Raw genomic sequence first — 25,495 nt, 5'->3', positions numbered from 1 at the left:
GGGCGCCCAGGTGGAGCGCCTGCCACTGGCGGACTCTCCATCGGTCGGTGACTACCTCAGCTTGCGGGCTGCCCATCCATGCCGATCCGCACCAGAGTGGAACGGACAACCGCTGGAGGCGGTGGCACTGCTCGGAGCCGGCACCAACAGGGAACCCGATCGCCACGTCCCACCGCGGCCAATCCCGCTGGACCAGCAGAGCGGCTGGGTGCTGCTGGCGCTGGCGCTGATCGGCCTGTTCCTGGCGGATCTGGTGCTGCCCCGCGACATCGTCGTTCTGCCCTATTACTGGCTGCCGGTGGTGCTGGCGGCGGCCTTTGCCTCCCCGATCAGGGTGCTGGTGATGGGGGCCCTGGCCCTGGCCCTGTCGCTGGCCTCAGGGATCCACTGGGCCTTTTTCCCCTCGCTCGATTTTCTCTCCAGGCTGGTGGGTCTGACGGGTGTGGGCCTGATGGCGGTCGTCGTGGCCGCGCGGCGGCGCCAGAGCGAGCGGGAGCTCAGGGCCACCAAGGACCAGTACCAGCTGCTGCTGGACAACTCCGCGGACATGATCTTCCGCTCCACGCCGGAGGCGGTGTTCGAGTGGGTGTCGCCCGCGTCCCGCAGCCTGCTGGGCTGCGAACCGGAGCAGCTGGTGGGCCGCTCCGCCGCCGAGTTCATCGAGCCGGCGGACCTGCCGCGACTGCAGCAGGCCACCGAGCAGATCCTGGCGGGCCGTCCGATCAGCTGCGAGCTGCGGCTGCGCACGGCCAGCGGCGAGAGGCGCTGGGCCTCCGTGGCCATCAAGCCCGTGCTCGATGGCGAGGGCCGGGTGATCGCCCGCGTCGGCAGCTGCCGCGACGTGCACGCAGCGGTGGAGGCCCGCCTGGCCCGGGCCCAGGCCGAGCAGCTCTTCCGGATGGCGATGGACAACGCCGCCGTGGGCAACGCCCTGCTCGATCCCGGCGGAGCGATCCTGCGGGTGAATCCGGCCCTCTGCCAGTTCCTGGGCCGCGAGCCCAAGCAGCTGATGCAAACCAGCTGGAGTGACCTGATCGATCCAGAGGATCTGGCGGCGGAACAGCCGCTGCGCCGCGACATGGAGGCCAACCGGCGCAACAGCTACCGGCTGACGGCCCGGTTCCGCCGCCCTGATGGCCCGCCGGTGTGGGGAGATCTCTCGGTGAGCTGCATCCGCGACGCGGACGGTGGGGTGAGCACCACCATCCTGCAGATCACGGACATCAGCGAGCTCAAGCGGGTGGAGGGGGAGCGGGAGCGGGCCGCGACGTTCTACCTGCAGCTGCTCAACGACGCCCCTGCGCTGATCTGGCGCGCCGGCCTCGATGGCCTCTGCGACTGGTTCAACGCCACCTGGCTGGCCTTCACCGGCCGCACGCTGGAGCAGGAGGTGGGCAACGGCTGGACCGAGGGGGTCCACCCGGACGATCTGGCGGGCTGCCTGCAGATCTACCTGGAGGCCTTCGCAGAGCGACGCTCCTTCGTGATGGAGTACCGGCTGCGCCGCCACGACGGCGAGTATCGCTGGATCTCCGACAACGGCATTCCCTTCACGGGCCTCGATGGAGTCTTCGGCGGCTACATCGGCTACTGCTTCGATGTGACCGAGCGCCGGCGCCAGCAAGAACAGCTGGCCCGCCGCGCCGCCAGAGGTCCCCTCACCGGCCTGCTCAACCGCCAGGAGGTGACCAACCGGATCAACACGATCGTGCGGCAACAGCCCCGCACCGGCTCCCGCACGGCCGTGCTGTTCTGCGATCTGGATCACTTCAAGGCCATCAACGACCAGCACGGCCATGCCGCCGGCGACGACCTGCTGCGCGGGGTGGCCAGGCGGATCGGCGGCTGCCTGCGCGCCGGCGATCTGGCCGGCCGCCTTGGCGGCGATGAGCTGCTGGTGGTACTCGAAGGCGTGCAAGGTCTGGACAACGCCGTACAGATCGCCGAGAAGATCCGCAAGGCCGTTGCCGAGCCGATCCCCACCGTTGCCGGGCCCCTGGCCATCACCACCACGATCGGGGTGGCGGTGGCCCAGGGCGGCGAGTCGGTGGATGCACTGATCGCCCGGGCCGATGGCGCCATGTATACGGGCAAGGGCCGTGGCCGCGACCGGGTGATCCCGATTCAGGCCTGAGGCTCCGCTGCCGATCCGCTCTCCTCCGCGGCCCAGGCCAGGCCGGTGAGCGGCACCAGCACCTCCATCAGCTCGATCGGCCGCTCGGGGTCCGTGGGCACCACCGCCAGCATCGTGGCCGCGTTGGATCGACTCTCGGGACGCTCCGCAAAGATCTCCAGCGCCGCCATCGTCTGCTGCCAGAGGCGGCTCTTGGCCTCCAGCAGCACCACGAAGTCTTCCGGGCTCCAGCGGGCCCCATCGCCGCGGCAGGGGTACTCATCGAGAAGGTCGAGGATCTCCAGCTCCTGCAGGGGCGGGCTCAGCTGCTCGTCCCACACCAGCAGGCAGTTGCCATCAAGGGCATTGGCCTCCAGCGCGGCCGCCTGACCAGCCAGGGAGCGCTGCAGCGCCGACTCGCCGGCATCGGGGCCGGAGTCGGACCCGGGATCAGCCTCCAGATCGCTGTCGTCACGCTCGATCGCGCCGAGCAGGGCCTCGAGCACCTGCTGGATGTCGTCATCCAGCTCCGCGCCATGGCTGGCCAGCAGGCTGGTGATCGCCTGCTCGATCGCCTCGACGGGCAGCACCGCCGTGAGGGCCAGGGCAATCGCCTCGAGCACGTCGCCATCCCCACCGCCACCGCCCCGACCGTCATCGCCCCCGTCCTGGTCTGCCACCAGGTCGGGGTCGGCCAGGAAGCGCTCGATGGCGGTGAGCACCAGGGCCTGTTCCGGGGAGAGGCTGGACATCGCTGGGGCCGCGCAATGCCTGCAGCATGGCCAGCCCGGGCCCGGCGTGCCGCGCTCAGATCAGGGCCTGCACGTGATCGGCCAGGCGCAGGGCCTGGGCGATCACGGTGAGGCCGATCCCCACCCCCGGAAGGCTGGGGAAGGTACTGGAGTCGGCGATGTAGAGATTGGCCAGCTCGTGGCATTGCCCCTGCAGGTTGACCACGGAGCTGGCGGGGTCCGAGCCCATGCGGCAGGTGCCGCACACCTGGCCGATCGCCGAGAGCGGCGCCTCGCCGCGGGGGTGGATCGGGAAGGGCTGCACCGCCCGGTTGAGGGGATCGGCCTCCACCGCCTCCAGGGTGTCGAGCCAGCGGTAGACAAGCCGGTCGTGGGCCTCGCGGTTGTTGGCGGTGTAGTCGATCTGCAGGCTCTCGCCCCGCAGCGTCAGCCGGTTGGCGGGATCGGGCCGCACGGGGCTGCTGGCCCACCAGCAGATCGAGCGCCCCGCCAGCCGTTCCAGCGCGGCGTTGGGCAGCAGCCGCGTCACCAGCGAGAGCACCGGCGGCGACTCGGCGAACAGCGGATCCTGCAGGACACCGCCGCCGCTCTGGATCGCCCCCAGCGGAAACGACACGTTCTGATCGCCCCAGTAGTAGTCGTGCACACCGAGGCAGCGGGCCTCACGGCCGCTGTTGGCTACGGCGGCCCGCTGCAGGATGGCCGTGAGCTGGGGCTTCATCAGGTTGCGGCCGACCTGGCCCGAACCGTTGGCCAGGCCCTGGGGATGGCGGTCGTTGGCGGAGCGCAGCAGGATCTCGGCGCTGTTGATCGCGCCGGCCGCCAGCACCACCAGCTGGGCGCTGAACAGCCAGCGCTGACCATCGATCTCCGCCTCCACCCCCCGCACCTCCCGGCCGCTGGGGTTCACGTGCAGGCGGCGCACCCGGGCCCGCTCCCGCACCGTGACCGTGGGGTTGGTGCTGGCGCGGGCCAGATCCACCCCGAACAGCTCCGCATCGCCCGTGGGATCCAGCGCCGACGTGCTCCAGCTCAGGGGTAGCGGGTGGGGATGGGTGCCGGCCCGCTCCAGGGCGCCACGCAGCTCCGCCATCAGCGGATCGAGGGGTCGGGGCTGCAGCGGGAAGGGACCGCTGCGAGGCGGCGCCGTGGGGTCGCTGCCGGCCTGGCCATGCACCCGGTAGAGGGCCTCGGCCCGGTCGTAGTACGGGGCGAAGTCGGCGTAGCTGAGCTCCCAGCTCGGCACCGGCCCCTCCTGCAGGGCCAGGGGGCCGAACTCCCGCTCGCGCATCCGCTCCAACACGCCTCCCCAGATCTTGGTGTTGCCGCCGATGGCGTACACGGTCTGGGGAGCGAAGGGGTCACCGTCCGGGCCGAACCACTGCTCGCCGTAGTGGTAGCGATCCTTGCGGAACAGGTCGACATCGGCCACGTTCTGGTCCGCCAGGGCCATCACGCCGCCGCGCTCCAGCAGCAGCACGGAGCGACCGCTGGCGGCTAGCGCGCCGGCCAGGGTGCCACCAGCAGCGCCGCTGCCGATGATCAGAACGTCGTAGGAGCGGTCGTCGATGATCATGGCTACCGCCACACGTAGAGCAGCAGGAACAGCACCACCCAGATCACATCCACGAAGTGCCAGAACAGGCCTGCAGCCTGCAGACCCTTGTGGCCGCCGCCGGCACTGGGGGTGAAGGAGCGCGCCAGCGTCACGCCCATCAGCACGATGCCGGCCGCCACATGCAGGCCATGGAAACCGGTGAGCAGATAGAAGAGATTGGCAAAGACGCCATCGGTGAAGCCGAAGGCCAGGCCGCGCCACTCGAGCACCTGCCCGGCCAGGAACACGGCCCCCATCGCCATCGTCAGCAGCCAGAAGCCGCGGAACAGCCCCAGCCGGCCGCGTGCCAGGAAGTGCTCCGCCAGGGCGATGGTGCCCGAGCTGGAGAGCAGCACCGCCGTATAGCGCAGCGGCTCGCGCCACTCCAGCCCCTCCACCCCGGCGGGGTACCAGCTGAGGGCGCCGTTCTTCAGCACCGCGTAGCCGGCGAAGAAGGCCAGGAACACCAGGCTCTCGGAGGCGAGGAACAGCACAAAGCCGGTGAGGCTGTGGTCAGGGTGCGCGTGATGGCCGGTGCTGGAGGCCTCGCCTGGGCCAAGGTTCTGGCCTGGGCCGCCGGCCTCGCCGGGGGCCGCACCGGCACTGGTGCTGGTCATGCCGCCACCTCCCGCAGGGCCTGCTCGTAACGCTCCTGGTGCTCCACCAGCGGCTCGCCACTGCCATACCCGTAGGGACCCCGCAGCACCGTGGGGATGTGCTCCTCGAAGTTCTCGGCCGGCGGCGGCGAGGGCAGCAGCCATTCCAGGCCGATGGCATTCCAGGGGTTGGCTGGAGCCTTGGCACCGCGCACCAGGGAACTCACCAGGTTGAGCAGGAAGGGAATGATCGACACCCCCAGGATGAAGGCCCCCAGGCTGGCCAGCACATTCCAGAAGGCGAATTCCGGGTCATAACTGGACACGCGCCGGGGCATGCCCATCAGACCCAGGGGATGCATCGGCAGGAAGTTGAGGTTGGTGCCGATGAAGGTGAGCACGAAGTGCAGCTTGCCCAGGCCCTCATAGAGCATGCGACCGGTGAACTTGCCGAACCAGTGGTAGATGGCGGCATACACCCCCATGGTGGCGGCCCCGTAGATCACGTAGTGGAAATGCCCCACCACGAAATAGGTGTTGTTCACATGGATGTCGATCGGCACAGTTGCAAGCATCACGCCGGTGATGCCGGCGAACACAAAATTCACGATGCCCCCCAGAGCGAAGAGCATCGCCGAGGTGAGGCGGATCTTGCCGCGCCAGAGGGTGGCCACCCAGGCGAACACCTTGATGCCCGTGGGCACGGCAATCAACATGGTGGTGACCATGAACAGATCGCGCATCCACTGGGCCACGCCGCTGGGGAACATGTGGTGCACCCACACGATCAGGCTGAGCCCCACGATCACCAGCGACGCGATCGCCACGACGGTGTAACCGAACAGCGGCTTGCGCGCATACACCGGTAGCAGCTCGGAGAACACGCCGAAGATCGGCAGGATGATCACATAGACCGCCGGGTGCGAATAGAACCAGAAGAAGTGCTGATAGAGCACCGGATCCCCGCCCCCCTCAGGCCGGTAGAAGGAGGTACCCGCCACCAGATCCAGCAGCAGCATCACGGCCCCACCGGTGAGCACGGGCAGCCCGGCCAACTGGATCAGCTGGGCCGAGAGGGCCGTCCAGCAGAAGATCGGCATGCGGAACAGGCCCATGCCCGGCGCCCGCAGCCGCAGGATCGTGGTGACCACATTCAGGGCGCCGATGATCGACGACACGCCCGAGAGGGCTACGGCCAGGATCCAGAGGGCCTGGCCGTTGAGCAGGATGCCAAGTGGGTTCTGCAGGCTCACCGGCGGGTAGGACCACCAGCCCGAGGCTGCCGGCCCGCCCGGCACCAGAAAACTGGCCATCAGGATCAGCCCGAACACCGGCACCATCCAGAAGGCCACCGCATTCAGCCTGGGGAAGGCCATATCAGGCGCTCCAATCATCAGCGGCACCAGCAGGTTGTTGAGCCCGTTGAGCACCGGAAAGATGAACAGGAACAGCATGATCGTCCCGTGCATCGTGTACAGGGCGTTGTACACCGTGCGGTCCACCAGATCGGCCTCGGGGGTGATCAGTTCGCCGCGGATCACCATCGCCAGAAAGCCCCCCACCAGCAGAAAGATCAAGGCCGTGGCGATGTACTGGATGCCGATCACCTTGGCGTCGGTGCTCCAGCCCAGATAGCGCAGCCAGGAACCCGGGGCTGGTGGCGTGGAAGTGGCAGCGGTGGAAACCATCGGCTCAGGCGTCGTGGGGGAGGGCAACGGATCCAGGCACGTTCACCAGCGGCGGCGGCGCTGGCACCACGGTGGCCCAGCCATTGCTGGGACGCTGCTGGCGCCGGGCGTAGTCGTCGGCGGCGGGGCTGAGGCCGGGCTGCAGCGGTTGCTGGACCCCCAGCTCCAGCCAGTGGGCAAAGGCGGCCGGGCTCTCCACCACCACATCGGCCTGGTTGGCGGCGAACCAGGTGCCGCTGAACTGGGAATCCCGCAGCCGGTAGCGCCCACTGCGGGTGGGTGTGAGGCGGAAGCTGATGGCCTGGCCGGGCACCACGTCCTGCTTGAGGCGGAAGGCGGGCACGTAGAAGCCGTGCAGCACGTCCTCCGAGAGCAGGCGGAAGGTCACCGGCCGGTTGATGGGCAGGTGCAGCTCGGTGGAGGAGACGGTGGCCGGCATTCCGTGGGTGGTGGCCGCTCCGCCGGATCCGGTCCCACCGGAAGCCCCAGCCATGCCGTCGTGGTCGCCATGGGGCTGGACGTCGCCATCGCTGAGCGGATAGCGAAACTCCCATGACCACTGGCGCGCGATCACCTCCACCTGCAGCTCGGTGGCCGCCGCGTCGGAGGTTGCCAACGCCGACGTCACCGGTCCGGATCCCTCAGCGCCGGGAGACAGCGCACCGGTGGGCACGGCGCCGCCATGCGCGTGCTCCATCGGCCCCAGCACCCCCAGAACCCGGTTGACCCGGATCGCGTTGGCGGCGATCAGCAGCACCAACACGAGCGGGATCACGGTCCAGATGATCTCCAGGCGGGTGTTGCCCTCGATCGGCTCGGCGTCGCTCTCGTCGTATTTCCTGGCGCGGTGGAACAGCAGGCTCCAGGCCAGCACCGTCAGCACCCCCAGGAAGATGAAGGTGCCCAGGCCCGTTTCGAAACCGAACAGCCCATCCACCAGGGGCGCGGCGCTGGAGGCCTGAACCGGCAGCCACCGCTGGGACTGCTGCGCCATCCAGTGGCTCACCAGCACGATCAGGCCGGTCCACAGGCTCACGGCCGCGATGGCGAGCCGGTTGGTCGGTTTGGCGGGTGGTGTGGCGGTCATGGCAGGGCCGTGGTCAGATCGGCGCCGGCCTGGAGCAGTTGGCCGGCGGCGATGTGCACCCCGAATTCGGCCGCCAGCTGGGCGCCGAGCGTGCCGTGCACGGCCAGCACCACCACCAGCCCCACCCCAGCCAGCAGGTAGCTCCACTGCACCTGGCGGCCCATGTCGCGGCGCCAGGCGAAGCGCTGGTAGCCGCGCCACACGGCCATCGCCGTGAGCAGCAGCAACAGGACCGCCCCGCCCACGCCGTGCCAGAGCATGGTGTCCAGGCTCCCCAGGCCGAAGGCGCTGGTGACGCCGGGCAGGGGTTCGGCCAGCAGCATCTCGTAGAGCCCCGCCGCCACGGTGAAGAAGGCGGTGACAACCCCCGCCAGCAGGTTGTACCAGCCCACGTCGTGCAGGGCGGAGCGGGTCACGGGCAGGGCCAGGAAGCGAAACAGCCGCCGCTCGATCGGATAGAAGGCGCCGGCGATGTCGAAGGCGATGGCGATCACCACCAGGCCCACGGTGAGGTGCACCAGGTTGGGGTGGATCGGCAGGGGGTAGGGCAGGCCGTTGGGGCCGTAGGGGTTCATCAGATCAACCCCTCCCGCATCGCCGCCACCACCTTCACGGTGTGCAGGCCGTAGGTCCAGATCAGCTGGTCGCCGAGCAGCACCTGCACGCCGATCAGCAGGCTCAGCAGTGCACCGGCGCCCAGGAAGGGCCAGGGCAGGGTCTGGCTGTCCTGGTTGCGCAGCACGTAGCGCCAGCCGGTGAACACCGAGAGGATGCCGGCCAGGGCCCAGCCGAGGGTGGTGTGCAGATCGAGGATGCGGCGGGCGCCGCCGTAGGGCGCCGCCAGACCCGCCTCCACCTGGCCCAGGATCACCGCCACGAAGATCGCCGCGGTGGCGAACAGCAGATTCCAGAAGCTCACTTCCAGCAGGGCCGGCTTGCGGGCCAGCACCCCCACCAGGTCGAACACGAAGGCGATCAGCGCCATGGCGATCACGAAGTGGACCACGATCGGATGGAGGGTGTCCATCCAGGGCAGGTTGTGGTCGTTGAGGGCCGGCAGCAGCTCGAGCATGGAGCGGAATGGTGCCCGGTCTGAACCTCCACCATGGCCAGGGGCCACAGCGGCGGCGGGGCACTGTCACGGTTTGCCATTGCACCGTCGGGGCCAGGCCATCAGATCGGGCCTGCCCTGCAGACGCGGCCAAAGGCTGGTTGACTGAGCTCTGCGCCCGCCGCCCGCTCGCCTTGGTCCCCTCGCCCTTTCGCCTTCGCCGCTCGAGTCGCCTGCGGGCAGCCATCTTGACCAGCGCCGCCCTGGCCGGCAGCACCGCCCTGGCCGCCCCGGCGCAGGCGATTGATGTGGTGCAGCTGCAGCTCCCTCTATTACAGACAAGCTTCACCGTCAAAACCGCGGAGCTGCGCGATCCCACCAAGCTGATCCGGGGCAGCAGCGATCTGGCGGAGCTGGATCGGGCCACCAATGGCTCGATCGGCCGCGAGCTGGCCCGGGTGTTCAGCACGCCGCTGCCGATCGATGTGCGCTCCTTCGCCAACCAGGCCGTGGGCTCGCCGCTGCTCGATCAGGCCCTGCTGCTGGTCTCAGCGCTGGGCCAGGTGGATGGGGTGCCCGACACGTTCGACAGCAAGGACCTGGCCGCCAGCCTCAACCGCACCGCCGCCACCGGCCCCCTCACCGTGGTGGATCTGCTGCAGGCCCTGCCAGGCCGCACGGTGACGGTGGATCTGCAGAAGTTCGTGGTGGCGCTGGAGCGGCTGCAGCGCCAGCAGAGCGAGGGCCTGCGCCTGGCGGCGGCCACCCCTGCGGCGGTGACCACGGCCCTGAGCGCCCCGGGCCCCCTCGAGATCCAGCGGCAGGAGCAGAGCATCAGCGTGCGCCACCGGCCCGGCCCCCTGGCAGCCGTGGTGATCGCGCCCAAAGGCCGTGGCAACGGCCGGCTGGCGGTGATCTCCCACGGGCTCTGGGATTCGCCCGAGAGCTTCGAGGGCTGGGCCAAGCACCTGGCCAGCCACGGCACCACGGTGGTGCTACCCCGTCACCCGGGCAGCGACAGCAGCCAGCAGCAGGCGATGCTCGCCGGCAAGATGCCGCCCCCCAGCCCGGAGGATCTCAAGCTGCGGCCCCTGGATGTGTCGGCGCTGATCGATGCCGCCGCCAGCGGCGCCCTGAAGCTGCCGGCGCCGGTGCGCACCGATGCGGTGGTGGCCCTGGGCCAGTCCTGGGGGGCAACCACGGTGCTGCAGCTGGCCGGGGCGCGGCCCAGCGCCAGCCGCATGCTGGGCCGGTGCGCCGATCCGCGCGATCCCGAGCGCAACCTCAGCTGGGTGCTGCAATGCAGCTTCAAGGCCACCGCCGACCAGTCGGCCCTCGCCGACCCTCGGATCAAGGCCGTGGTGGCGGTGAGCCCACCGATGGCGCTGCTGTTCGACACCGGCGCCGCCCAGGCGATGAATGCGCGGGCGCTGCTGGTGAGCGGCAGCCGCGACTGGGTGGTGCCCTCGGGGCCTGAGGCCATCACCCCGATGGCGGCCCAGATCCGGGGCATCGGCGGCGGCCATCGCCTGGTGCTGGCCAAGGGCGGCGACCACTTCAACCTGCGCTCGCCCCTGGAGGAGGGGGGCGGGCCCCTGCGGGGCGTGATCCTGGCCTGGGTCAACGGGGCCTTCCAGGCCGGAGCCGCCGCGGCCCCTGGACCCAAGGCCCCCGCCCTGCTGCCCGCCGACGGCTGGGGCGATGCCCAGATCCCGCTGGTGGATGTGACAGACACCCTGCAGAAGGGCAGCTGAGAGCCCTGGCTTGGGCCGTCCTGGGGCTGGCCTCAGGGGCTGGAGGTCGGAGCCGTGGCGGCCTCCAGCTGCCGCAGGCGCCGGCCCAGCAACACCAGTCCCAGCACTGTGGTGACGGTGACCATCAGCACCAGGGCCGAGAACTGCACCGCATCGATCAGGCCGGCGGCAAGGGCGCTGGTGGCGAACACCAGCCCCGGCAGGCCGCGGGGGATCAGGCCGTACACCACCACCTGGGGATCAACGCCCGCCGCCCGATCCCCCGACCGCACACCCAGGCCGCACACGGCCTTGCAGAGCAGCGCCAGCACGGTGAGAACCGCGGCCAGACCCCAGGCCGCCGGGTTCAGCAGGGTGGCCGCTGAGACGCGCATGCCCACGCTCAGGAAGTAGAGCGGCAGGAACACCTCCGAGAGCAGGGTGAGCTGGCCGCGCAGCCGCTGCTCCTCGGGGCTGTCCGGCCCCTGCGGCAGCAGCCGGCCCAGCAGCACGCCCGCCCAGAGGGCGCCGAGCAGGCTGGTGAGGCCGCTGGCCTCGCCCACCCAGGCACAGCTGATCAACAGCAGCAGGATCGTGAGCAGATCCGGCCGGCGAGGGCTCTGCCGGCTCCGCCAGCGCTCCACGCCCCAATAACTCAGGGCAGCCAGGCCCAGGCCCAGCAGCAGGCCAGGCAGACCAGGGGACTGGAAGGCCGCCTGCCCCGCGGCCCTCGCCTGGGCCGATCCCTGGGCCATGGCCAGCGACAGCAGGCCGATGGCGGGCAGGTCATCGAGCACCGACACGCCCACCAGCAGCCGGCCCGAGGGGGTGCCGAGGGCCTGGCGCTGGGCCAGCAGCCGCAGGGTCACGCCGGTGCCCGTGGCGCTCAGCACGGCCAGGCAGAGCAGGGTGGTGGCCCCCGGAAGCTGGAAGCCGGCCTGCAGCGGCCCCCAGGCCAGCAGGGGCGTGAGGGCACTGAGGGCCACGGTGCGCAGCACGGCCCCCCGGCGCGACTGGAGCAGGTCGCCGCGCACCTCCAGGCCCACCTGAAAGAACAGGGTGAGTACCCCGAGCTCGGTGAGACCCGCCAACGGCCGGATCGCGGCGTAGGGCAGCAGCGTGTTGCCGAGCACGAAACCCACCACCAGCTCCAGCACGATCGCCGGAACGGCCCAGCGCTCCAGCCGGCTGGCCGTGAGCCGGGCCAGCAGGATCCCCACCAGCAACAGCAGCAGGGTGGTGAGCAGGGAGGAGGAGGCCACGGGCTAGGCAACGGGGCAGGGGGAGCTGAAGCACCCGTCAGCGCAGCGGTGAGCCTGGCAGGGGTCAGCGGCCGCGCGGCTCCACGATCAGCCCCCTGTCCCGCAGCTCCTGCTGAAAGGCCCGACCCAGCTGGGCTTCAGGCGTGTGGCGCATCGTCTGGGCCAGCAGCAAGGCCGTGCGCAGGCCCAGCCAGCCGAGGGCCACCAGGAACAGCGCGGTCATGGGCAGGGGCGGCACATCCGCCCCATTGTGGACAGCTTGCGCAGGGCCTGGGGCAGCGCCGAAGCGACCGTCCGATGGCCCCGGCTGAGCGGATTAGGGGGACTAGCCCCCAAACAACCTCCGCAATTTGCTAAGCGGGCCTCAACAGTCGACAGGGCGATTCGGGCCAACGATCAGTTCACCTGATTACCCCGATTGGAGGTGCTACTCACAGCCCCGACCACCCCCCAATCCCGCCGCCATGCCCGTAAGGTTTGCCGAATTCTTTTCAGACATCCCCCGATGCCTGCGCCACAGAAGCTCCCCAGCGGCGGCTGCGACGCAATGACTCAGCACCTGCGCGCCATTGGCCGCATTCCCCTGCTGACTCCCGACGAAGAAATCAGCCTGGCCCGATCGGTGCAGACCGGCCGGCGACTGCTGGAACTGGCCGAAGAGATGAAGCTGCGGGCCGGCGGCCTCGAACCGAGCCTGGAGGCCTGGGCCGTGGAGGCCGGGGTGACCGTGCGGCACCTGCAGCGCCAGCTGCGCCTGGCCGAACGGGCCCAGAAGCGGATGGTCACCGCCAACCTGAGGCTGGTGGTGAGCGTGGCCCGCAAGTACACCTTCCGTCAGCTGGAACTGGAGGACCTGATCCAGGAGGGCACCCTGGGCCTGATCCGGGCGGTGGAGCGCTTCGATCCCAGCCGCGGCTACAAGTTGTCGACCTACGCCTACTGGTGGATCCGCGAGGGGATCTCGCGGGCCCTCGCCGACAAGAGCCGCACGATCCGGCTGCCGGTGCACGTTGGCGACACCCTCAGCAAGCTGCGCAAAGCCCAGCACAGCCTGTGGCAGCAGCTGGGTCGGGCCCCCAGCGTGGATGAACTGGCGGACGCCACCGGGCTCAAGCCCCTGGACATCCGCGAGACCCTGTTCCGCGCCCAGCAGCCGGTGAGTCTGGATGCCGGGCTGGCCGGCCAGGACGACGGCAATCTGCTGGAGCTGCAGGCCTGCGGCGCTCCCCTGCCCGACGATCGCGTAAGCAGCCAGCTGCTCAGCCACGATCTCGAGCAGCTGCTGACGCGGTTGCCCGACCGGGAGGCTGAACTGCTGCGCCTGCGCTACGGCATCAACCGGCCCGAGCCGATGACCCTCAGTGCCGCCGCCCGCAGCATGGGCGTCACCCGCGATACAGCGCGGGGCATCGAGCGCCGGGCCGTGGCCGCGGTGAAGGATCTCTCCGAGCGGGTGATCGATTACCTGGAGGCCTGAGCCCTCAGGGATTGCAATAGAGATAGTGGGCGGGATCGGCATCCGTAAGCCGGTCCCGCCTGGTTCGAGCGCACCCGGATGGGATTGCGATGGGCCCGTCTAGCGTCTCCAGCCAGACCTGCCCCTGGGAATCGAGCCTGCGGCAGGCAGCCAGGCCCTCCTGCAGGGCGACAGGGTGAGTGAGCTCTTTGAGGACAAGCCCGTCCGCCCGATCCAACGGACGCACGATCACACCACGGGGGTGAAAGCCCCCCTGCTTCAGCCAGGCTGACGGATCCTGCTCCGGCCCGTGTTGCCTCTGGGAGTCGTTGGTGCGCCAATCCAGGCGTTGCTCCACCAGGGTGAGTGGGCGATCGAGATCCACGCACACCAGCTGTTCCTGCCCCACGGCCAGCAGCGGCACTGTGGGGTGGGGGCCAAAGCTGGCCTCGCTGGCCAGGCCGAGCCTCAAGCCGCTGCGCTCGAGGCCCATCAACGCCTGACCGCTGAAGGTCCCCAGGCTGTCGGCACGGAATCAGGCGGGCTGTTCGGCAGCCACCGTTGGGCCCTCACCCGGTTCCCGAGGGATCACCAGCCGCAGCAGGATCGGGGCCAGGAAGGTGGTGCCAATCACCATCAGCAGGATGGCGGCCTCGAGAGCCGGCGTGAGAATGCCGGCCTGGCTGCCAAGCCCCAGGAAAATCAGACCCACCTCGCCGCGCGGCATCATCCCCAGGCCCACCACCAGGCGGTTGGTGGGTTCCTTGCTGAGGTAACTCCAGCCGGCGGCCACCTTGCCGGCAATCGCCACCGCCAGCAGGAAAGCGGCCACAACCAATCCCTCCCGGTTGGCCGGATCCAGGGGGTTGAGCACGGAGAGATCGAGGCCCGTGCCGATCAGCACGAAAAACACAGTGGCAAACAGGGCCACCAGGGGCTTCACTGCCGCATCGATGTCGTGGGTGTGCTTCGAGGCGCTGAGGATCAGCCCTGCGGCGAAGGCCCCCAGGGCCGCTTCCAGGCCAATGGCCTGGGCCGCAAAACAGCACACGGTAAGCACCAGGAAACTGGCCACCGCCACATCGCCGGGCGCCTTGAGCCGGTCCACCACCCAGTCGAAGGCTGGCGCGGCCTTGCGGCTCAGCACCAGGGCCGCCGCCACGAAGACCACCGCCGCCAGACACAGTTTCAGCACCGGGCCGAGGCTGAATGAACCGCCACCCACAACCGCCACCACCACCGCCAGGATCACGATGCCGATGATGTCGTCGAGCACGGCGGCACCGATCACGATCTGGCCTTCCTTGCGCTTGAGCCACTTGAGCTCGCCGAACACGCTGGCGGTGATGCCGATGGACGTAGCGGTCATGGCCGCTCCGGCAAAGACGGCGGGAATCAGCGGCACATGAAAGAGGAAATACAGCCCAGCCGTGCCCAGGGCGAAGGGCAGCACCACACCAGCCACCGCCACCGTGCTGGCCTGTACCCCCACAGCCACGAGTTCATCGAGCTCGCTTTCCAGACCCGTGAGGAACAGCAGGGCGAACAGGCCCAGCTGCGACACAGCCTGCAGGCTGGGGAAGGTCTCGTTGTAGACCTCCTGCACCGCCTCGGGACTGATCTGGGCCAGGGAGCCCACCAGCGATGTCACGCTGGCAGCGAGCTGGGCCTGGGTTTCAGGCGGCACGATCAGGTGCAGGCCTGACACACCAATCAGCACCCCGGCCACCAGTTCACCCAGGATGGTGGGCAGCTGCAGCCGCACCATGACTTCAGCGATGGCGCGGGCGGCGAAGAAGATCACCACAAAACGGCCAACCTGAATCAGGGTTTCCGCCACTTCAAGCTGGTGGGAACTGAACTCCAGGAGAAGCGGGGGGATGGCGAGCATCGCGAACAGACGGGGTTGCAGATTTATAGGGACTGTGACCCTGCTGTTGGGGCGGCGAAGCCAATGAGGCCTGGGATCTCCCTATCGGTGTTGGGGGCATCGATCAGGCCGGGCCTCACTGCTGTGACGTGACCCCTGAGCGAGCAACAGCACTGTGCGCAGATCCAACCAGCCAAGACCACAAGCAGGAGCAGGGTCATGAAGGGCTGCTATCGGGCGCGGCGATTATGGGCAGAACGGGCCGCAACTGGGTTGGCCCACGGCGACCCATTTTCTGGGAACACTGCCTATCGTTCGGCGCGCATCACTCCCCTGTCGACCCAATCAGGTGACCCTCATTACGGATTCAGCCCCAATCTCGCGGCAAAGCCCCTAATCTCAAGACGACGTAGTCTCAACGCACAAAAGAGGACTTGACTTGACAGACTTCCTCCCTCTCTTCATCGAGCAACTTCAATCGCCAACCTTAGGCTTCCTAATTGGCGGCATCGTTGTTGCTGCACTTGGAAGCCAGCTGGCCATTCCTGATTCGATCTACAAATTTATCAGCTTTTTCTTGCTGATGAAGATCGGTTTGACTGGCGGTATCGCGATTCGCAATTCGAACTTCTCCGAAATCATTCTCCCCGCCCTCGGAGCTGTGGGAATTGGCATCGTGATCGTCTTGATTAGCCGTTACACGCTGGGAAAACTTCCAGGCATCAGCGTGCCCGACGCCGTTGCCACGGGTGGGCTGTTCGGTGCAGTGAGTGGCTCCACCCTGGCGGCGGTGCTGCCCCAGCTGGACTCCGCCAAGGTCCCCTACGAGGCCTGGACGGCTGCCCTCTATCCGTTCATGGACATCCCGGCCCTGGTAGCCGCGATCGTGATGGCCAGCCTGTACATCAGCAAGAAAACCGGCAACACCTCCGAAAAAGTTGAAATCTGGCCGATCATCAAAGAGAGCCTACAGAGTTCGGCAGTGACAGCCATGCTCCTGGGCGTAGCTCTTGGCATCCTCACCAAGCCAGAGCCTGTGTATGAAAGCTTCTTCAACCCTCTGTTCCGCGGCTTCCTCGCGGTTCTGATGATCATCATGGGGATGGAGGCAGCCCAGCGCATGAACGAGTTGCGCAAGGTCGCCCAATGGTTTGCCATCTATGCCTTCATTGCTCCCATTGTTCATGGCTTCCTGGGTTTCGGTGTTGGCCTGATCCTGCACAAGCTCACCGGCTTCAGCATTGGTGGCTCGGTGGTACTGGCGGTGATTGCAGCGTCGAGCTCTGACATCTCTGGCCCACCCACCCTTCGCGCAGGCATTCCATCGGCCAATCCCTCGGCCTACATCGGTGCCTCCACGGCCATCGGCACCCCAGTGGCCATTGCGATCTGCATCCCGCTGTTCATTGGGATTGCAGAAATGATGCTCGGCCGATAGAATTTTTCCCAAACCATTTATTCAGAGCCACAAACAATGAGCCAACAAGTCTGGAAGCTGGTAATCGTTGCCGAGGAAATCCTCTCCAAAAAACTGACCAAGCTCATCAAGGCGGCCGGCGCCACCGGCTATACCGTGAACGCAGCCGGAGGGGAAGGCAGCCGCAACGTACGCTCCACCGGAGAGCCAAGCGTGTCGCACACCCTATCCAATGTGAAAATTGAGGTGCTCACCGGCACCCGCGAGCTGGCCGACAAGATCACCCGTGAAATCGAAGCCAAGTACTACGCCGATTTCTCCATCATCACCTACATCTATCCAGTGGAAGCCCTGCGCGACCACAAGTTCTGAAGCAGCTGCCAGCAAGTAAAAGCCTTCGCTTTTCTGATGCCCGCTTATGCACCCTTGCATGGGCGGGCATTTCTATTGCTTGCCCCCTTGCCATTCCACCATCCACACCATGAAGTTTCTCGACGACGATCGGTTCCTTGGCGGAATTCACAACTATGAGCGGCAACTTGCAAAGCTCTTGGCCCTGCTGCTGGCTGTTGTCATTGGCTTCGCCGTCCTCGAACTGGTCGTCGAATCCAGCATCAAGATTGCCCGATTCCAGCCGGATTGGTTTGATGGAGACCTGATCAAACTGCTCGATCGGCTTCTGATGATTTTTATCGCCCTGGAAGTACTCCAAAACGTGATGGCCTATCTCCGTGATCAGGTCGTACAGATCGAACTGGTGCTGCTCACGGCCATGACGGCCGTCGCCAGAAAAGTGATTGTGCTGCCGCCAGGCACGGAAAGCAAACCCCAACTCATGGCGGGATTTGGGGTGATTGTGGTGGGCCTGGCTGCCGCCTATTGGCTGGTCAAATTGGCCAGACGTGATCAGCAATCAGCCTGATCCAGGCCCAACGATAGCCAAGAACTTGCCCGGTAGTTCCAGGCATTGACCATCTTTTCTGATCGCAGGGATTGCAGCTACTAGTTGAGAACCGAGACTGGAAAGGCCAACCATACAAACCAGTCATTCACGTTTGCCGGCCCCACCGCAGACGACGTTCCGATGCCTGGCCACAGAAACGCCCCATGGGCGGCTGCGACGCACTCAGCCAGCACATACGCAGCATCAGCCGCTTGGCCTTGCTCAGCGCTGAGGCTGAAATCAGCCTGGCCAGGCTGGTTCAAAGCGGCTGCCGAGCCACCGGCGTGGCCCAGGAAATGACGTTGCGAGCCGGCGGCGTGGCACCCAGCCTGGCGGCCTGGGCCCGAGAAGCTGGCATGTTGGTGCGTCGGCTGCAGCGTTACCTGCGTGGGGCCAATCATCCCCGCAGCCGCATGGTGCTCGCCAACTTCGCTTGGTGGTGAGCATGGCTCGCCGCTACCAGCACACCCCTGGAGACCTGGAAGATCTGATCCAGGGGGGCACCCTGGGGCGGATCCGGGCTGTGGAGCGCTTCGATCCCAGCCTCGGCTACGAGTTCTCCACCGACTGACTCCTACTGGTGAAATGGATCTACAGCGCTGCGGGGCTCCCCTTCCCGACCAGGGCCGATTCAAAGTCTCAGCTTGGGCTTGCCTCCGGTTGGCGCCGGACCATCACCATGAGCGCCGTGATGTCATGCATCACCGCCTGCAGGCCTGCGCGGATCGAGTGAAAGCCGGCCAGGCGTAGCAGATTGAGCGCTGCGGTACGCAGTGCAGCCATCACGCCGGCACCATTGCCGCGGTAGCGATGGTCGTCCTCACGGAGCTGGGTGTCTCGGATCCAGTGCCAGCTCTCCAGACTCCACCGCTCTCTCACCAGTTACAGCAGAGCTTCTGGGGTGGTGCGCAGGCTGGTGATGAACCGGTGCGTGGCCTTGAACGGCTTGCCCTCGCGGGTGCCGGTGGCCATCACCTCAACGATCCAGCTGGCGCCGTGCAAGTCCGCTTTGATGTGCTCCGGGGCTTCTTTTGCCCGTAGGGTCCAGGTAATGTCACGGCCGTGGCTGACCTCGTGATCCATTGCCACGACAGGGATCTTACGCTTGCCGAACAACTGGTCGGCTATCTGCCGATACAGCGTCCGTTGATTGGCCTACTCCTTCGGAGAAGCCTGCGGCTAGACGGTCAGCAGGAAGTCGGCCCACTGCTCCTTGAGCTGTCGAAAAACGGTTGCTGGGTGTGGAGCGCATCCGCCTGAATCAGCACACCGTCCAGATCCAGCTCCCCGAGCAGCTTCTTGAGCACAGCCCGCTCATGGTTCTCCCCCGTGGCGTAGTAGGCCTGGGCAATCGCCACGCCCAGGGCGGCGGAGTACAGCGTGACCTGGGCAATGAAGGCTGAGCCGCCGCCAGCCGTGGGCTTGATGGAGCCCCGCAGCGTCTTGCCGTCACAAATCAGCTGATCGAGATCTGCTGCACTACCAGGGATCTGAGCGATCGTCCAGTCCCGGGTGGCAGCGCAGAGGGCGGTCACATCCACCTGCAGGAAGAAGTAGCGAAGGGCCGAGTCGGAGGGCGGTCGCCGCAGCTCCAGGCCCAGCGCCGTGGTGAGAACGCCATGGTGGCGACGGGCAAAACGCGCAAGATCCCGCAGGCTCTCGCACTTGCTCAGGATCCCGAGCACAGCCACCAGCAGGAGGTACCAGGCCGGGATCCGCACCCCGCGCCGCATGCGGGAATCGGGGATCGCCTTGAGGTAGCTGATCAGATCGAGATCGGTTGCAGCGGAGACGCTTTGGAGCACAGAGAGGAGGCAATCCCGCCGACCTCACCCATGCTCGCAGCCCCGGCAAGAATGCCTGAGCCAGACTTTGAATCAGCCCTGCCTTCCCGACGGTCGCCCCAGCCGCCAGCTGCTCAACCACGATCTCGGGCAGCTACCGCTGCAACTGCCCAATCGGGAAGCGGAACTGCTGCGCCTGCGCTACGGGATCAACCATCCCATACCGATGACCTGAGTACCGCACGGCAGCGGCCGTGAAGGATCTCTCCCAGCGGGTGATCGATTACATGGAGGCCTGAGCCCTCAGGGATTGCAATAGGGACAGTGGGCGGGATCGGCGGCCGTGAGCCCATCCCGCCGCGGCAGCAGCTGGCGATGGCTGCAGGCCACACAGCCGAAATCCTCCAGCTGCACCATCTCGGTGGCCAGCCCGCAGGCCCGGCAGGGCAGTCCGGCCCGGGTGGCCACCAGGCCCCAGCCCGGAGCATCGCAGGCCGGGCAGCTGGCGGCCACCCGCCGCACCAGCCGGAAGGCCAGACGCCGGATCGTCGCCATGCGGGTGGGATTGCAGTGGGCGCGCATGTCTGTTTGCAGCCAGGCCAGACCCAGGGGCGATCGGTCCGCGGCCACCGCCATCCAATGGGCCAGCTCCGCGGACCCGTGCACCCCCTTGGCCAGCCAGGGCAGTGGCTTGGCGCTCTCAACCCCATGGGCCCGCACCATCAAGGCATGGGAAGGGAAACCCACCTGGCGCAGCCAGGAGGCACAACTCTCCGGATCGGCGGCGGTGCAGGAGCCGAAATTCGTGTGGCTGCAGAGCATCGGCTCGCTGATCACGAAGCCGTCACGGCGATCCACCAGCGTCAGCCACTCCTGGCCGATGGCCAGGAAGGGAACCACCGGATGGGGCCCGAACGAACCCTCACTGGCGATGCCAAGGTCGAGGCCCAGGGCCTGCATGGCCGCCTCGGCCTTCAGGCGGCAGGTGGTGGGGGCATCCGCGGGTCTGGCGTGCTCACCGGCGAAGCTGCCGAACCGGTCGGTGTTCACCGCGACGGCATGGCAGAGGGTGAGGCCCAGGCCGTGCCGGAGCGGGCGGGAGAGGACCCTCTCCTTGCCGTGTTGCGTGGCCAGGGCGATCAGCCGGCCGGTATAGCGGCGGGACGACACGCCGGTAGAGAACAAGTGGCGCAGGGACGTTAGACACTGGCCACGCGATCTGGGCCAGATGCGCACTCCTGGCAGGAGATGGATGGTGGCTGATGGCCCAGAAAAAGGCCCACTGACCTGCGTGGTCAGTGGGCCCAGATCTCCAGGACGGGGCAACCCTAGGAAGAACAAGGAGGCAATGGTTCGGGAATCCTGAATGCCGGCCTGTTGTCGCGAGGACAGGGCTGGAATCCAGTCCGTTCTGCCGCGCTGATCAGGGCGGTTGCCAGCCCATCTGCACTGGCTGACTGATGACGGCAATGGGATCCTCCCCGGCTGGACTGGGGGAACCGAGATCATGAATCCGTGCATCTGGGTTCCCGGAGGGGAACGACCAGGCACCGGTCAACCATAACCGCAGCTTATAAACACAGTCAGCAACGCCACGGTGACAGGCTCCCCAACCCCACAGAGGCGAACCCTAATGTTCCGGGACACTCAATCCACGGAGCTCGAACCAAGTCTTTGCACCACAGTTATTGCCGTTAGCTCTAGTGCAACGCAACAAGTCAAGAGCCAGTCACGAAGCTTGGCTCTGGCTTTTCTGCGCCCCTTCTTCCTTCACCGATTCCGATTCTCCATGTCCAAGCGTCGCTCCGTTCTGGCCCTGGTTGCAGGAACCCTCTCCAGCTCCATCCTGCTGACGGGCTGCCTCGGCAACCCTCCCAGCAGGACAGGCTCCGCCAGCTCCTCCCCCATCGCCCTGAACACCCAGGCCGCGTCCCAGCTGGACACCAAGAGCATCAACCTGGGCTTTGTTCCCATCCTTGAAGCGGCTCCACTGGTGGTGGGCGTTGAAAAAGGCTTCTTTGCCAAACATGGCCTGGATGTGAAGCTGAGCAAGCAGGCCAGCTGGTCAGCCGCCCGCGACAACGTGGTACTGGGGTCAGCCGGCGGTGGCATTGACGGCGGCCAGTGGCAGCTGCCCATGCCCCAGATGATCAGCGAAGGGGCCCTCACGAATGGCAAGAAGGTGCCGATGGTTGTGCTGGCCATGCTGATGAGCCAGGGCAATGGCATTGCAGCGGCCAATACGGTGAAGGATGGCAATCTCAGCTACGACCTGAAGAAATCCTCACCGGGTTTCTTCCAGAAGTTCAACCAGAAGGAGGGTCGCAAGTTCCGAGCGGCCTACACCTTCCCGAAGGCCAACCAGGACATCTGGATCCGCTACTGGCTGGCTGCCGGTGGCGTGAATCCCAACAAGGACGTGGAGCTCCTCACCGTGCCGGCCCCGGAAACCCTGCAGGGCATGAAGAACGGCACGATGGAAGCCTTCTCCACGGGAGATCCCTGGCCTTCCCGCATCTCCAGGGACAACGTGGGCTACCTGGCGGCCACCACCGCCCAGATCTGGAAGGCACACCCCGAGGAATACCTGGCGGTTCGCTCCGACTGGGTGGACAAGCATCCCAAGGCTGCCGTTGCCCTGCTCAAGGGCCTGATCGAAGCGCAGATGTGGCTCGACAAAGCGGAGAACAAGGATGAGGCCGCCACGATTCTCAGCTCTCGCAAGTGGTACAACGTGCCCCTGCCCGTGCTGCAGGAAGCCCTCAAGGGTCAATACAGGATCGGCCCCAATGGCACACCCTCAACCGACCCCAAGATGGGTCCGCTCTACTGGAACAGCGATCGCGGTGTGATCTCCTATCCCTACAAGAGCCTCACGCTCTGGTTCCTGGTGGAGTCGCTGCGCTGGAAGTTCTATCCCGGCACGGTTGACAACATCCAGGAGGCCCAGGCGATCAACGACAGGGTGACCCGCGACGACCTCTGGCTCCAGGCCGCCAAGGAGCTGGGGCTACCGGCCAAGGACATCCCGACGTCGCCCAGCCGTGGCAAGGAGGTGTTCTTCGACGGAACCATCTACGACCCCACCAATCCCCAGGCCTATCTGGACAGCCTCAAGATCAAGAACTGAGGCCACGTGGAGCCCCATCCGGCTCCCCTTCCATGCAACTCCAGGCGAGTTGTGACCCCAACAGATCTCCATTCCTTCCCTCTCCAGGACAGTCCCATGACCACAGCTCCCAGCTCCGGCTTCAACCTTGCCCAGTGGTGGAAGCGCAGCCGCAAAACCATCCTCCCCCCCCTGTTCGGCATCGGCGGCTTCCTGCTGTTCTGGCAGCTCAGCGCCAGCCTCGGCCTCACCAAACTCTCCGGCCCCCTCAGCCTCTGGACCGAGGAGCGCACCCGTGACCTCCTGCTCTATCCCTTCTTCGACCGCGGTGGCCTGGACAAGGGTCTGTTCTGGCACACGTTGAGCAGCCTGAGCCGCGTTGCCCTGGGCTACACCCTGGCGGCGGTAGTGGGCATTGGCGTCGGTATCGCCGTGGGGCTCAACCAGGCCCTGAACCGCGCCTTCGATCCGCTGTTCCAGTTCCTGCGGATGGTGGCACCGCTGGCCTGGGTTCCCATCGCCTTGGTGATGTTCCAGCAGAACCAGCCGGCGGCGATCTTCGTGATCTTCATCACGTCGATCTGGCCGATTCTGATCAATACGGCTGAAGGCGTGCGTCAGATCCCGCAGGACTACCGCAATGTGGCTCTCGTGCTGCAGATGTCGAAGAAGCGCTTCTTCACCAAGATCCTGATCCCCTCGGCCCTGCCCTACATCTTCACCGGCCTGCGCATCTCAATCGGTCTGGCCTGGCTCGCCATCATCGCCGCCGAGATCGTGATGCCCGGCACCCCCGGCATCGGTTTCTTCATCTGGGATGCCAACCAGAACGGCTATGTGTCCGACATCGTGCTGGGCGTGATCTGGATCGGCGCCATCGGCCTGATTCTCGATCGCCTGATGGCTTGGCTGCAGACCCGCATCGCCACCGGCCGCTGAGCCGTCCCGCTGGCCCACCTGCCATCCACACCCCCCAATCACGCCATGACAACACTGGTCGCTGTTCAGGACGTTGCCAAGGACTTCCCCCTGCAGGGGGGAGGCAATTATCTGGCCCTCAAGGGCATTGATCTCGAGATTCGCAAGGGGGAGTTCATCTCCCTGATCGGCCACTCCGGCTGCGGCAAGAGCACCCTGCTCAACATGATCGCCGGGCTGGATCTACCGACCGGCGGCACGGTTCTCCTGGATGGGGAAACCGTGAAGCGGCCGGGGCCCGACAAGATGGTGGTGTTCCAGAACTACTCCCTGCTGCCCTGGCTCACGGTGCGCGAAAACATCGCCCTGGCCGTGGACGAGGTGATGCCGGATCTCTCCGCAGCCGAGCGCAACGCCGTGGTGGAGGAGCACATCGCCATGGTGGGACTGGCCCATGCGGCCGACAAGCCACCCCTGCAACTCTCGGGTGGCATGCGCCAGCGGGTGGCCATCGCCCGCGCCCTGGCGATCAAGCCCAAGCTGCTGCTTCTCGACGAGCCGTTCGGGGCCCTCGATGCCCTTACCCGGGGCAATCTGCAGGAGAAGCTGATGCAGATCTGCAACGAGCACGAGCTCACCGCGGTGATGGTGACCCACGACGTGGACGAGGCCGTGCTGCTCTCGGACCGCATCGTGATGCTCACCAACGGGCCTGGCTCGAAGATCGGCGGCATCCTGGAGGTAGACATCCCCCGGCCGCGCCAGCGCCTGGAGGTGGTGCACCACCCGAGCTACTACAGCCTGCGCTCGGAGATCATCTACTTCCTCAACCGCCAGAAGCGGGTGAAGCAGTGGCAGGCCAAGCCCCACAAGGTGCTGGCCCGCCATGGCCTGGAGAAGGTGAACCTCGATCTGGGCTTCATCCCCCTGGCAGCCTGCGCGCCGCTGGCGGTGGCCGAAGCCAAGGGCTTCTTCGCCAAACACGGCCTCGATGAGGTGCACCTGGTGCGGGAAACCAGCTGGCGCGGCATCACCGACGGCCTGCTCGACCGCACCCTCGATGCGGGGCTGATGCCCTCCGGCATGCCCACCTGGATGACGGCCGGTGGCCACGGCGGCGATCCAACGCCGATCGTGACGGCCCTCACCCTGAGCCGCAACGGCAACGGCATCACCCTGGCCAGCCGGCTCGCCGAGCAGGGCGTGAGCAGTGTGGCCGACTACCGCGACTACCTGCTGCGCACCAATCGGGAGTCGCACACCCTCGGCATCGTGCATCCGGCCTCGATGCACAACCTGCTGCTGCGCTACTGGCTGGCCTCGAACGCGATCGACCCCGACCGCGACGTGCATCTGCAGACCATTCCGCCGGCCCAGATGCTGGCCGACCTCAAGGACGGCTCGATCGATGGCTACTGCATCGGCGAGCCCTGGAACTACCGGGCCGAACGGGAAGGCCACGGCTTCCCGATCGTGGGCGATATCGAGATCTGGGACGGCCACCCCGGCAAGGTGCTCGGCGTGCGCGAAGACTGGGCCCTGGCCTACCCCAACACCCACATCGCCCTGACCAAGGCGCTGCTTGAGGCGTGCCGCTACTGCGCCGATCCCGCCCACTGGGACGAACTCAGTGCGCTGCTCAGCGATCGGCGCTACCTGGGCATGAAGCAGGAGCTGATCCGTTTCGGTGTGCCGGATGGCGACCGGGACAATCCCCACGGCACCGCCCACACCCTCTTCTTCGGCCCCGGGGTGAACCGTCCCAGCCGTAGTGAACACCTCTGGATCCTCACCCAGCTGGCCCGCTGGAGCGAGATTCCTTTCCCGCGCAACTACGTGGAGATCCTCGAGCGCGTGTGCTCGGTGGGGGTCTACAGCACGGCGGCCCGCGAGCTGGGCCTCGACGATGTGTCGTATCAACGGGGCGGCATCGAGCTGTTCGATGGCGTGCCCTTCAACGCCGACGACCCGATCAGCTACCTCAACACCCTCTCCATCCACCAGGACTTCAGCGTGGCCGAAATCCCGGTCGGCGTGCCCCGCATCCTGGCGACCTGATCGCGTCGCCGGCCTGACCGGCGTCCCGAACCCGTTTCCCTCCCCCGTCCATCCACCGCTC

At 66.8% G+C, this 25,495-nt stretch carries 27 protein-coding genes; 12 read left to right on the top strand and 15 right to left on the bottom strand.

Going from position 1 to position 25,495, the window contains the following annotated elements; all coding sequences use genetic code 11:
• Positions 1–121 precede the first annotated feature (121 nt).
• A complete protein-coding gene (locus CJZ98_RS00510) occupies positions 122–2,134 on the top strand; it encodes a sensor domain-containing protein (protein WP_094587554.1) in 2,013 nt (670 codons plus the stop codon).
• On the opposite strand, the gene CJZ98_RS00505 is transcribed toward CJZ98_RS00510, so the two are convergent.
• Genes CJZ98_RS00505 through CJZ98_RS00475 form a run of 7 tightly spaced genes read right to left on the bottom strand, consistent with a single transcriptional unit; the run spans position 2,125 to position 8,905 of the window.
• Positions 2,125–2,865, bottom strand: coding sequence for a hypothetical protein (locus CJZ98_RS00505; RefSeq protein ID WP_094587553.1), 741 nt, complete (start codon positions 2,863–2,865; stop codon positions 2,125–2,127). The genes CJZ98_RS00510 and CJZ98_RS00505 overlap by 10 nt on opposite strands.
• A gap of 55 nt (positions 2,866–2,920) precedes the next feature.
• Positions 2,921–4,441, bottom strand: coding sequence for a GMC oxidoreductase (locus CJZ98_RS00500; RefSeq protein WP_094587552.1), 1,521 nt, complete (start codon positions 4,439–4,441; stop codon positions 2,921–2,923).
• 2 nt (positions 4,442–4,443) lie between these two features.
• Positions 4,444–5,079 carry a cytochrome c oxidase subunit 3 gene (locus CJZ98_RS00495; RefSeq protein WP_094587551.1) on the bottom strand — a complete coding sequence of 212 codons (636 nt, stop codon included), beginning with the start codon at positions 5,077–5,079 and terminating at the stop codon, positions 4,444–4,446.
• Positions 5,076–6,746, bottom strand: a complete 1,671-nt coding sequence (locus CJZ98_RS00490; protein ID WP_094587550.1) for a cytochrome c oxidase subunit I — start codon at positions 6,744–6,746, stop codon at positions 5,076–5,078. The genes CJZ98_RS00495 and CJZ98_RS00490 overlap by 4 nt, the downstream gene beginning before the upstream one ends.
• Positions 6,747–6,750: 4 nt before the next feature.
• A complete protein-coding gene (locus tag CJZ98_RS00485; protein ID WP_094587549.1) occupies positions 6,751–7,833 on the bottom strand; it encodes a cytochrome c oxidase subunit II in 1,083 nt (360 codons plus the stop codon).
• Positions 7,830–8,408 (bottom strand): DUF2231 domain-containing protein, encoded by a 579-nt coding sequence (locus tag CJZ98_RS00480; protein ID WP_094587548.1) that lies wholly within the window; start codon positions 8,406–8,408, stop codon positions 7,830–7,832. The genes CJZ98_RS00485 and CJZ98_RS00480 overlap by 4 nt, the downstream gene beginning before the upstream one ends.
• Entirely contained in the window at positions 8,408–8,905 is a 498-nt protein-coding gene (locus tag CJZ98_RS00475; protein WP_094587547.1) for a DUF2231 domain-containing protein, read from the bottom strand. Before CJZ98_RS00475 ends, CJZ98_RS00480 begins: the two co-directional genes overlap by 1 nt.
• A gap of 227 nt (positions 8,906–9,132) precedes the next feature.
• On the opposite strand from CJZ98_RS00475, the gene CJZ98_RS00470 reads away from it, so the two are divergent.
• Positions 9,133–10,638, top strand: a complete 1,506-nt coding sequence (locus tag CJZ98_RS00470; protein ID WP_232756067.1) for an alpha/beta hydrolase — start codon at positions 9,133–9,135, stop codon at positions 10,636–10,638.
• A gap of 32 nt (positions 10,639–10,670) precedes the next feature.
• On the opposite strand, the gene CJZ98_RS00465 is transcribed toward CJZ98_RS00470, so the two are convergent.
• A complete protein-coding gene (locus tag CJZ98_RS00465; RefSeq protein WP_094587546.1) occupies positions 10,671–11,879 on the bottom strand; it encodes a cation:proton antiporter in 1,209 nt (402 codons plus the stop codon).
• A 64-nt stretch (positions 11,880–11,943) separates the two neighbouring features.
• Positions 11,944–12,102 carry a hypothetical protein gene (locus tag CJZ98_RS18105; protein WP_157910818.1) on the bottom strand — a complete coding sequence of 53 codons (159 nt, stop codon included), beginning with the start codon at positions 12,100–12,102 and terminating at the stop codon, positions 11,944–11,946.
• A 324-nt stretch (positions 12,103–12,426) separates the two neighbouring features.
• On the opposite strand from CJZ98_RS18105, the gene CJZ98_RS00460 reads away from it, so the two are divergent.
• Positions 12,427–13,356, top strand: a complete 930-nt coding sequence (locus CJZ98_RS00460; RefSeq protein WP_232756066.1) for a sigma-70 family RNA polymerase sigma factor — start codon at positions 12,427–12,429, stop codon at positions 13,354–13,356.
• Positions 13,357–13,360: 4 nt separating this feature from the next.
• On the opposite strand, the gene CJZ98_RS00455 is transcribed toward CJZ98_RS00460, so the two are convergent.
• Both CJZ98_RS00455 and CJZ98_RS00450 read right to left on the bottom strand, forming a co-directional pair.
• Positions 13,361–13,828: a DUF6671 family protein gene (locus CJZ98_RS00455; protein ID WP_157910817.1), complete on the bottom strand. Its 468-nt coding sequence runs from the start codon at positions 13,826–13,828 to the stop codon at positions 13,361–13,363.
• Between the two features lie 42 nt (positions 13,829–13,870).
• Positions 13,871–15,226: a cation:proton antiporter gene (locus tag CJZ98_RS00450; protein WP_094587543.1), complete on the bottom strand. Its 1,356-nt coding sequence runs from the start codon at positions 15,224–15,226 to the stop codon at positions 13,871–13,873.
• A 418-nt stretch (positions 15,227–15,644) separates the two neighbouring features.
• On the opposite strand from CJZ98_RS00450, the gene CJZ98_RS00445 reads away from it, so the two are divergent.
• The 5 genes from CJZ98_RS00445 (at position 15,645) to CJZ98_RS00425 (ending at position 18,136) form a co-directional block, all read left to right on the top strand.
• Positions 15,645–16,643: a sodium-dependent bicarbonate transport family permease gene (locus CJZ98_RS00445; protein WP_094587542.1), complete on the top strand. Its 999-nt coding sequence runs from the start codon at positions 15,645–15,647 to the stop codon at positions 16,641–16,643.
• Between the two features lie 36 nt (positions 16,644–16,679).
• Positions 16,680–16,994: a P-II family nitrogen regulator gene (locus CJZ98_RS00440; RefSeq protein WP_094587541.1), complete on the top strand. Its 315-nt coding sequence runs from the start codon at positions 16,680–16,682 to the stop codon at positions 16,992–16,994.
• Positions 16,995–17,103: 109 nt separating this feature from the next.
• Positions 17,104–17,544 (top strand): phosphate-starvation-inducible PsiE family protein, encoded by a 441-nt coding sequence (locus CJZ98_RS00435; RefSeq protein WP_094587540.1) that lies wholly within the window; start codon positions 17,104–17,106, stop codon positions 17,542–17,544.
• A gap of 185 nt (positions 17,545–17,729) precedes the next feature.
• On the top strand, positions 17,730–18,008 hold the full coding sequence (locus CJZ98_RS00430; RefSeq protein WP_094587539.1) for a sigma-70 factor domain-containing protein: 279 nt from the start codon (positions 17,730–17,732) through the stop codon (positions 18,006–18,008).
• Positions 18,009–18,010: 2 nt separating this feature from the next.
• Positions 18,011–18,136: a sigma factor gene (locus CJZ98_RS00425; protein ID WP_094587538.1), complete on the top strand. Its 126-nt coding sequence runs from the start codon at positions 18,011–18,013 to the stop codon at positions 18,134–18,136.
• A gap of 68 nt (positions 18,137–18,204) precedes the next feature.
• Here the strand turns inward: CJZ98_RS00425 and CJZ98_RS18940 are convergent, their stop codons facing one another.
• The 3 genes from CJZ98_RS18940 to CJZ98_RS00415 all read right to left on the bottom strand — a co-directional run bounded on the left by CJZ98_RS18940 (position 18,205) and on the right by CJZ98_RS00415 (position 19,370).
• Positions 18,205–18,444, bottom strand: coding sequence for a hypothetical protein (locus CJZ98_RS18940; RefSeq protein WP_232756064.1), 240 nt, complete (start codon positions 18,442–18,444; stop codon positions 18,205–18,207).
• Positions 18,445–18,447: 3 nt separating this feature from the next.
• Entirely contained in the window at positions 18,448–18,681 is a 234-nt protein-coding gene (locus tag CJZ98_RS18935; RefSeq protein WP_232756063.1) for a hypothetical protein, read from the bottom strand.
• Between the two features lie 71 nt (positions 18,682–18,752).
• Complete coding sequence (locus CJZ98_RS00415) at positions 18,753–19,370, bottom strand: ISAs1 family transposase (protein ID WP_094587537.1); 618 nt, start codon at positions 19,368–19,370, stop codon at positions 18,753–18,755.
• Positions 19,371–19,437: 67 nt separating this feature from the next.
• Here CJZ98_RS00415 and CJZ98_RS18100 point away from each other — a divergent pair, with 67 nt between their 5' ends.
• Complete coding sequence (locus tag CJZ98_RS18100) at positions 19,438–19,584, top strand: hypothetical protein (protein ID WP_157910815.1); 147 nt, start codon at positions 19,438–19,440, stop codon at positions 19,582–19,584.
• Positions 19,585–19,652: 68 nt separating this feature from the next.
• Here CJZ98_RS18100 and CJZ98_RS00410 read toward each other — a convergent pair whose 3' ends face one another.
• Complete coding sequence (locus CJZ98_RS00410; RefSeq protein WP_094587665.1) at positions 19,653–20,519, bottom strand: DUF6671 family protein; 867 nt, start codon at positions 20,517–20,519, stop codon at positions 19,653–19,655.
• A 619-nt stretch (positions 20,520–21,138) separates the two neighbouring features.
• Here CJZ98_RS00410 and CJZ98_RS00405 point away from each other — a divergent pair.
• From CJZ98_RS00405 to CJZ98_RS00395, 3 genes are all read left to right on the top strand, one after another.
• Complete coding sequence (locus CJZ98_RS00405; RefSeq protein ID WP_094587536.1) at positions 21,139–22,479, top strand: CmpA/NrtA family ABC transporter substrate-binding protein; 1,341 nt, start codon at positions 21,139–21,141, stop codon at positions 22,477–22,479.
• Positions 22,480–22,575: 96 nt separating this feature from the next.
• Positions 22,576–23,397, top strand: coding sequence for a nitrate ABC transporter permease (gene ntrB / locus CJZ98_RS00400; protein WP_094587535.1), 822 nt, complete (start codon positions 22,576–22,578; stop codon positions 23,395–23,397).
• 45 nt (positions 23,398–23,442) lie between these two features.
• Positions 23,443–25,434 carry an ABC transporter ATP-binding/substrate-binding protein gene (locus CJZ98_RS00395; protein WP_094587534.1) on the top strand — a complete coding sequence of 664 codons (1,992 nt, stop codon included), beginning with the start codon at positions 23,443–23,445 and terminating at the stop codon, positions 25,432–25,434.
• The last annotated feature ends 61 nt before the right edge of the window (positions 25,435–25,495 follow it).

The sequence above is a fragment of the Vulcanococcus limneticus LL genome (assembly GCF_002252705.1).
Lineage (GTDB): Bacteria > Cyanobacteriota > Cyanobacteriia > PCC-6307 > Cyanobiaceae > Vulcanococcus > Vulcanococcus limneticus.
Note: the sequence above shows the minus strand (reverse complement) of the source record. Positions and strands in the feature narration are given on the sequence as shown.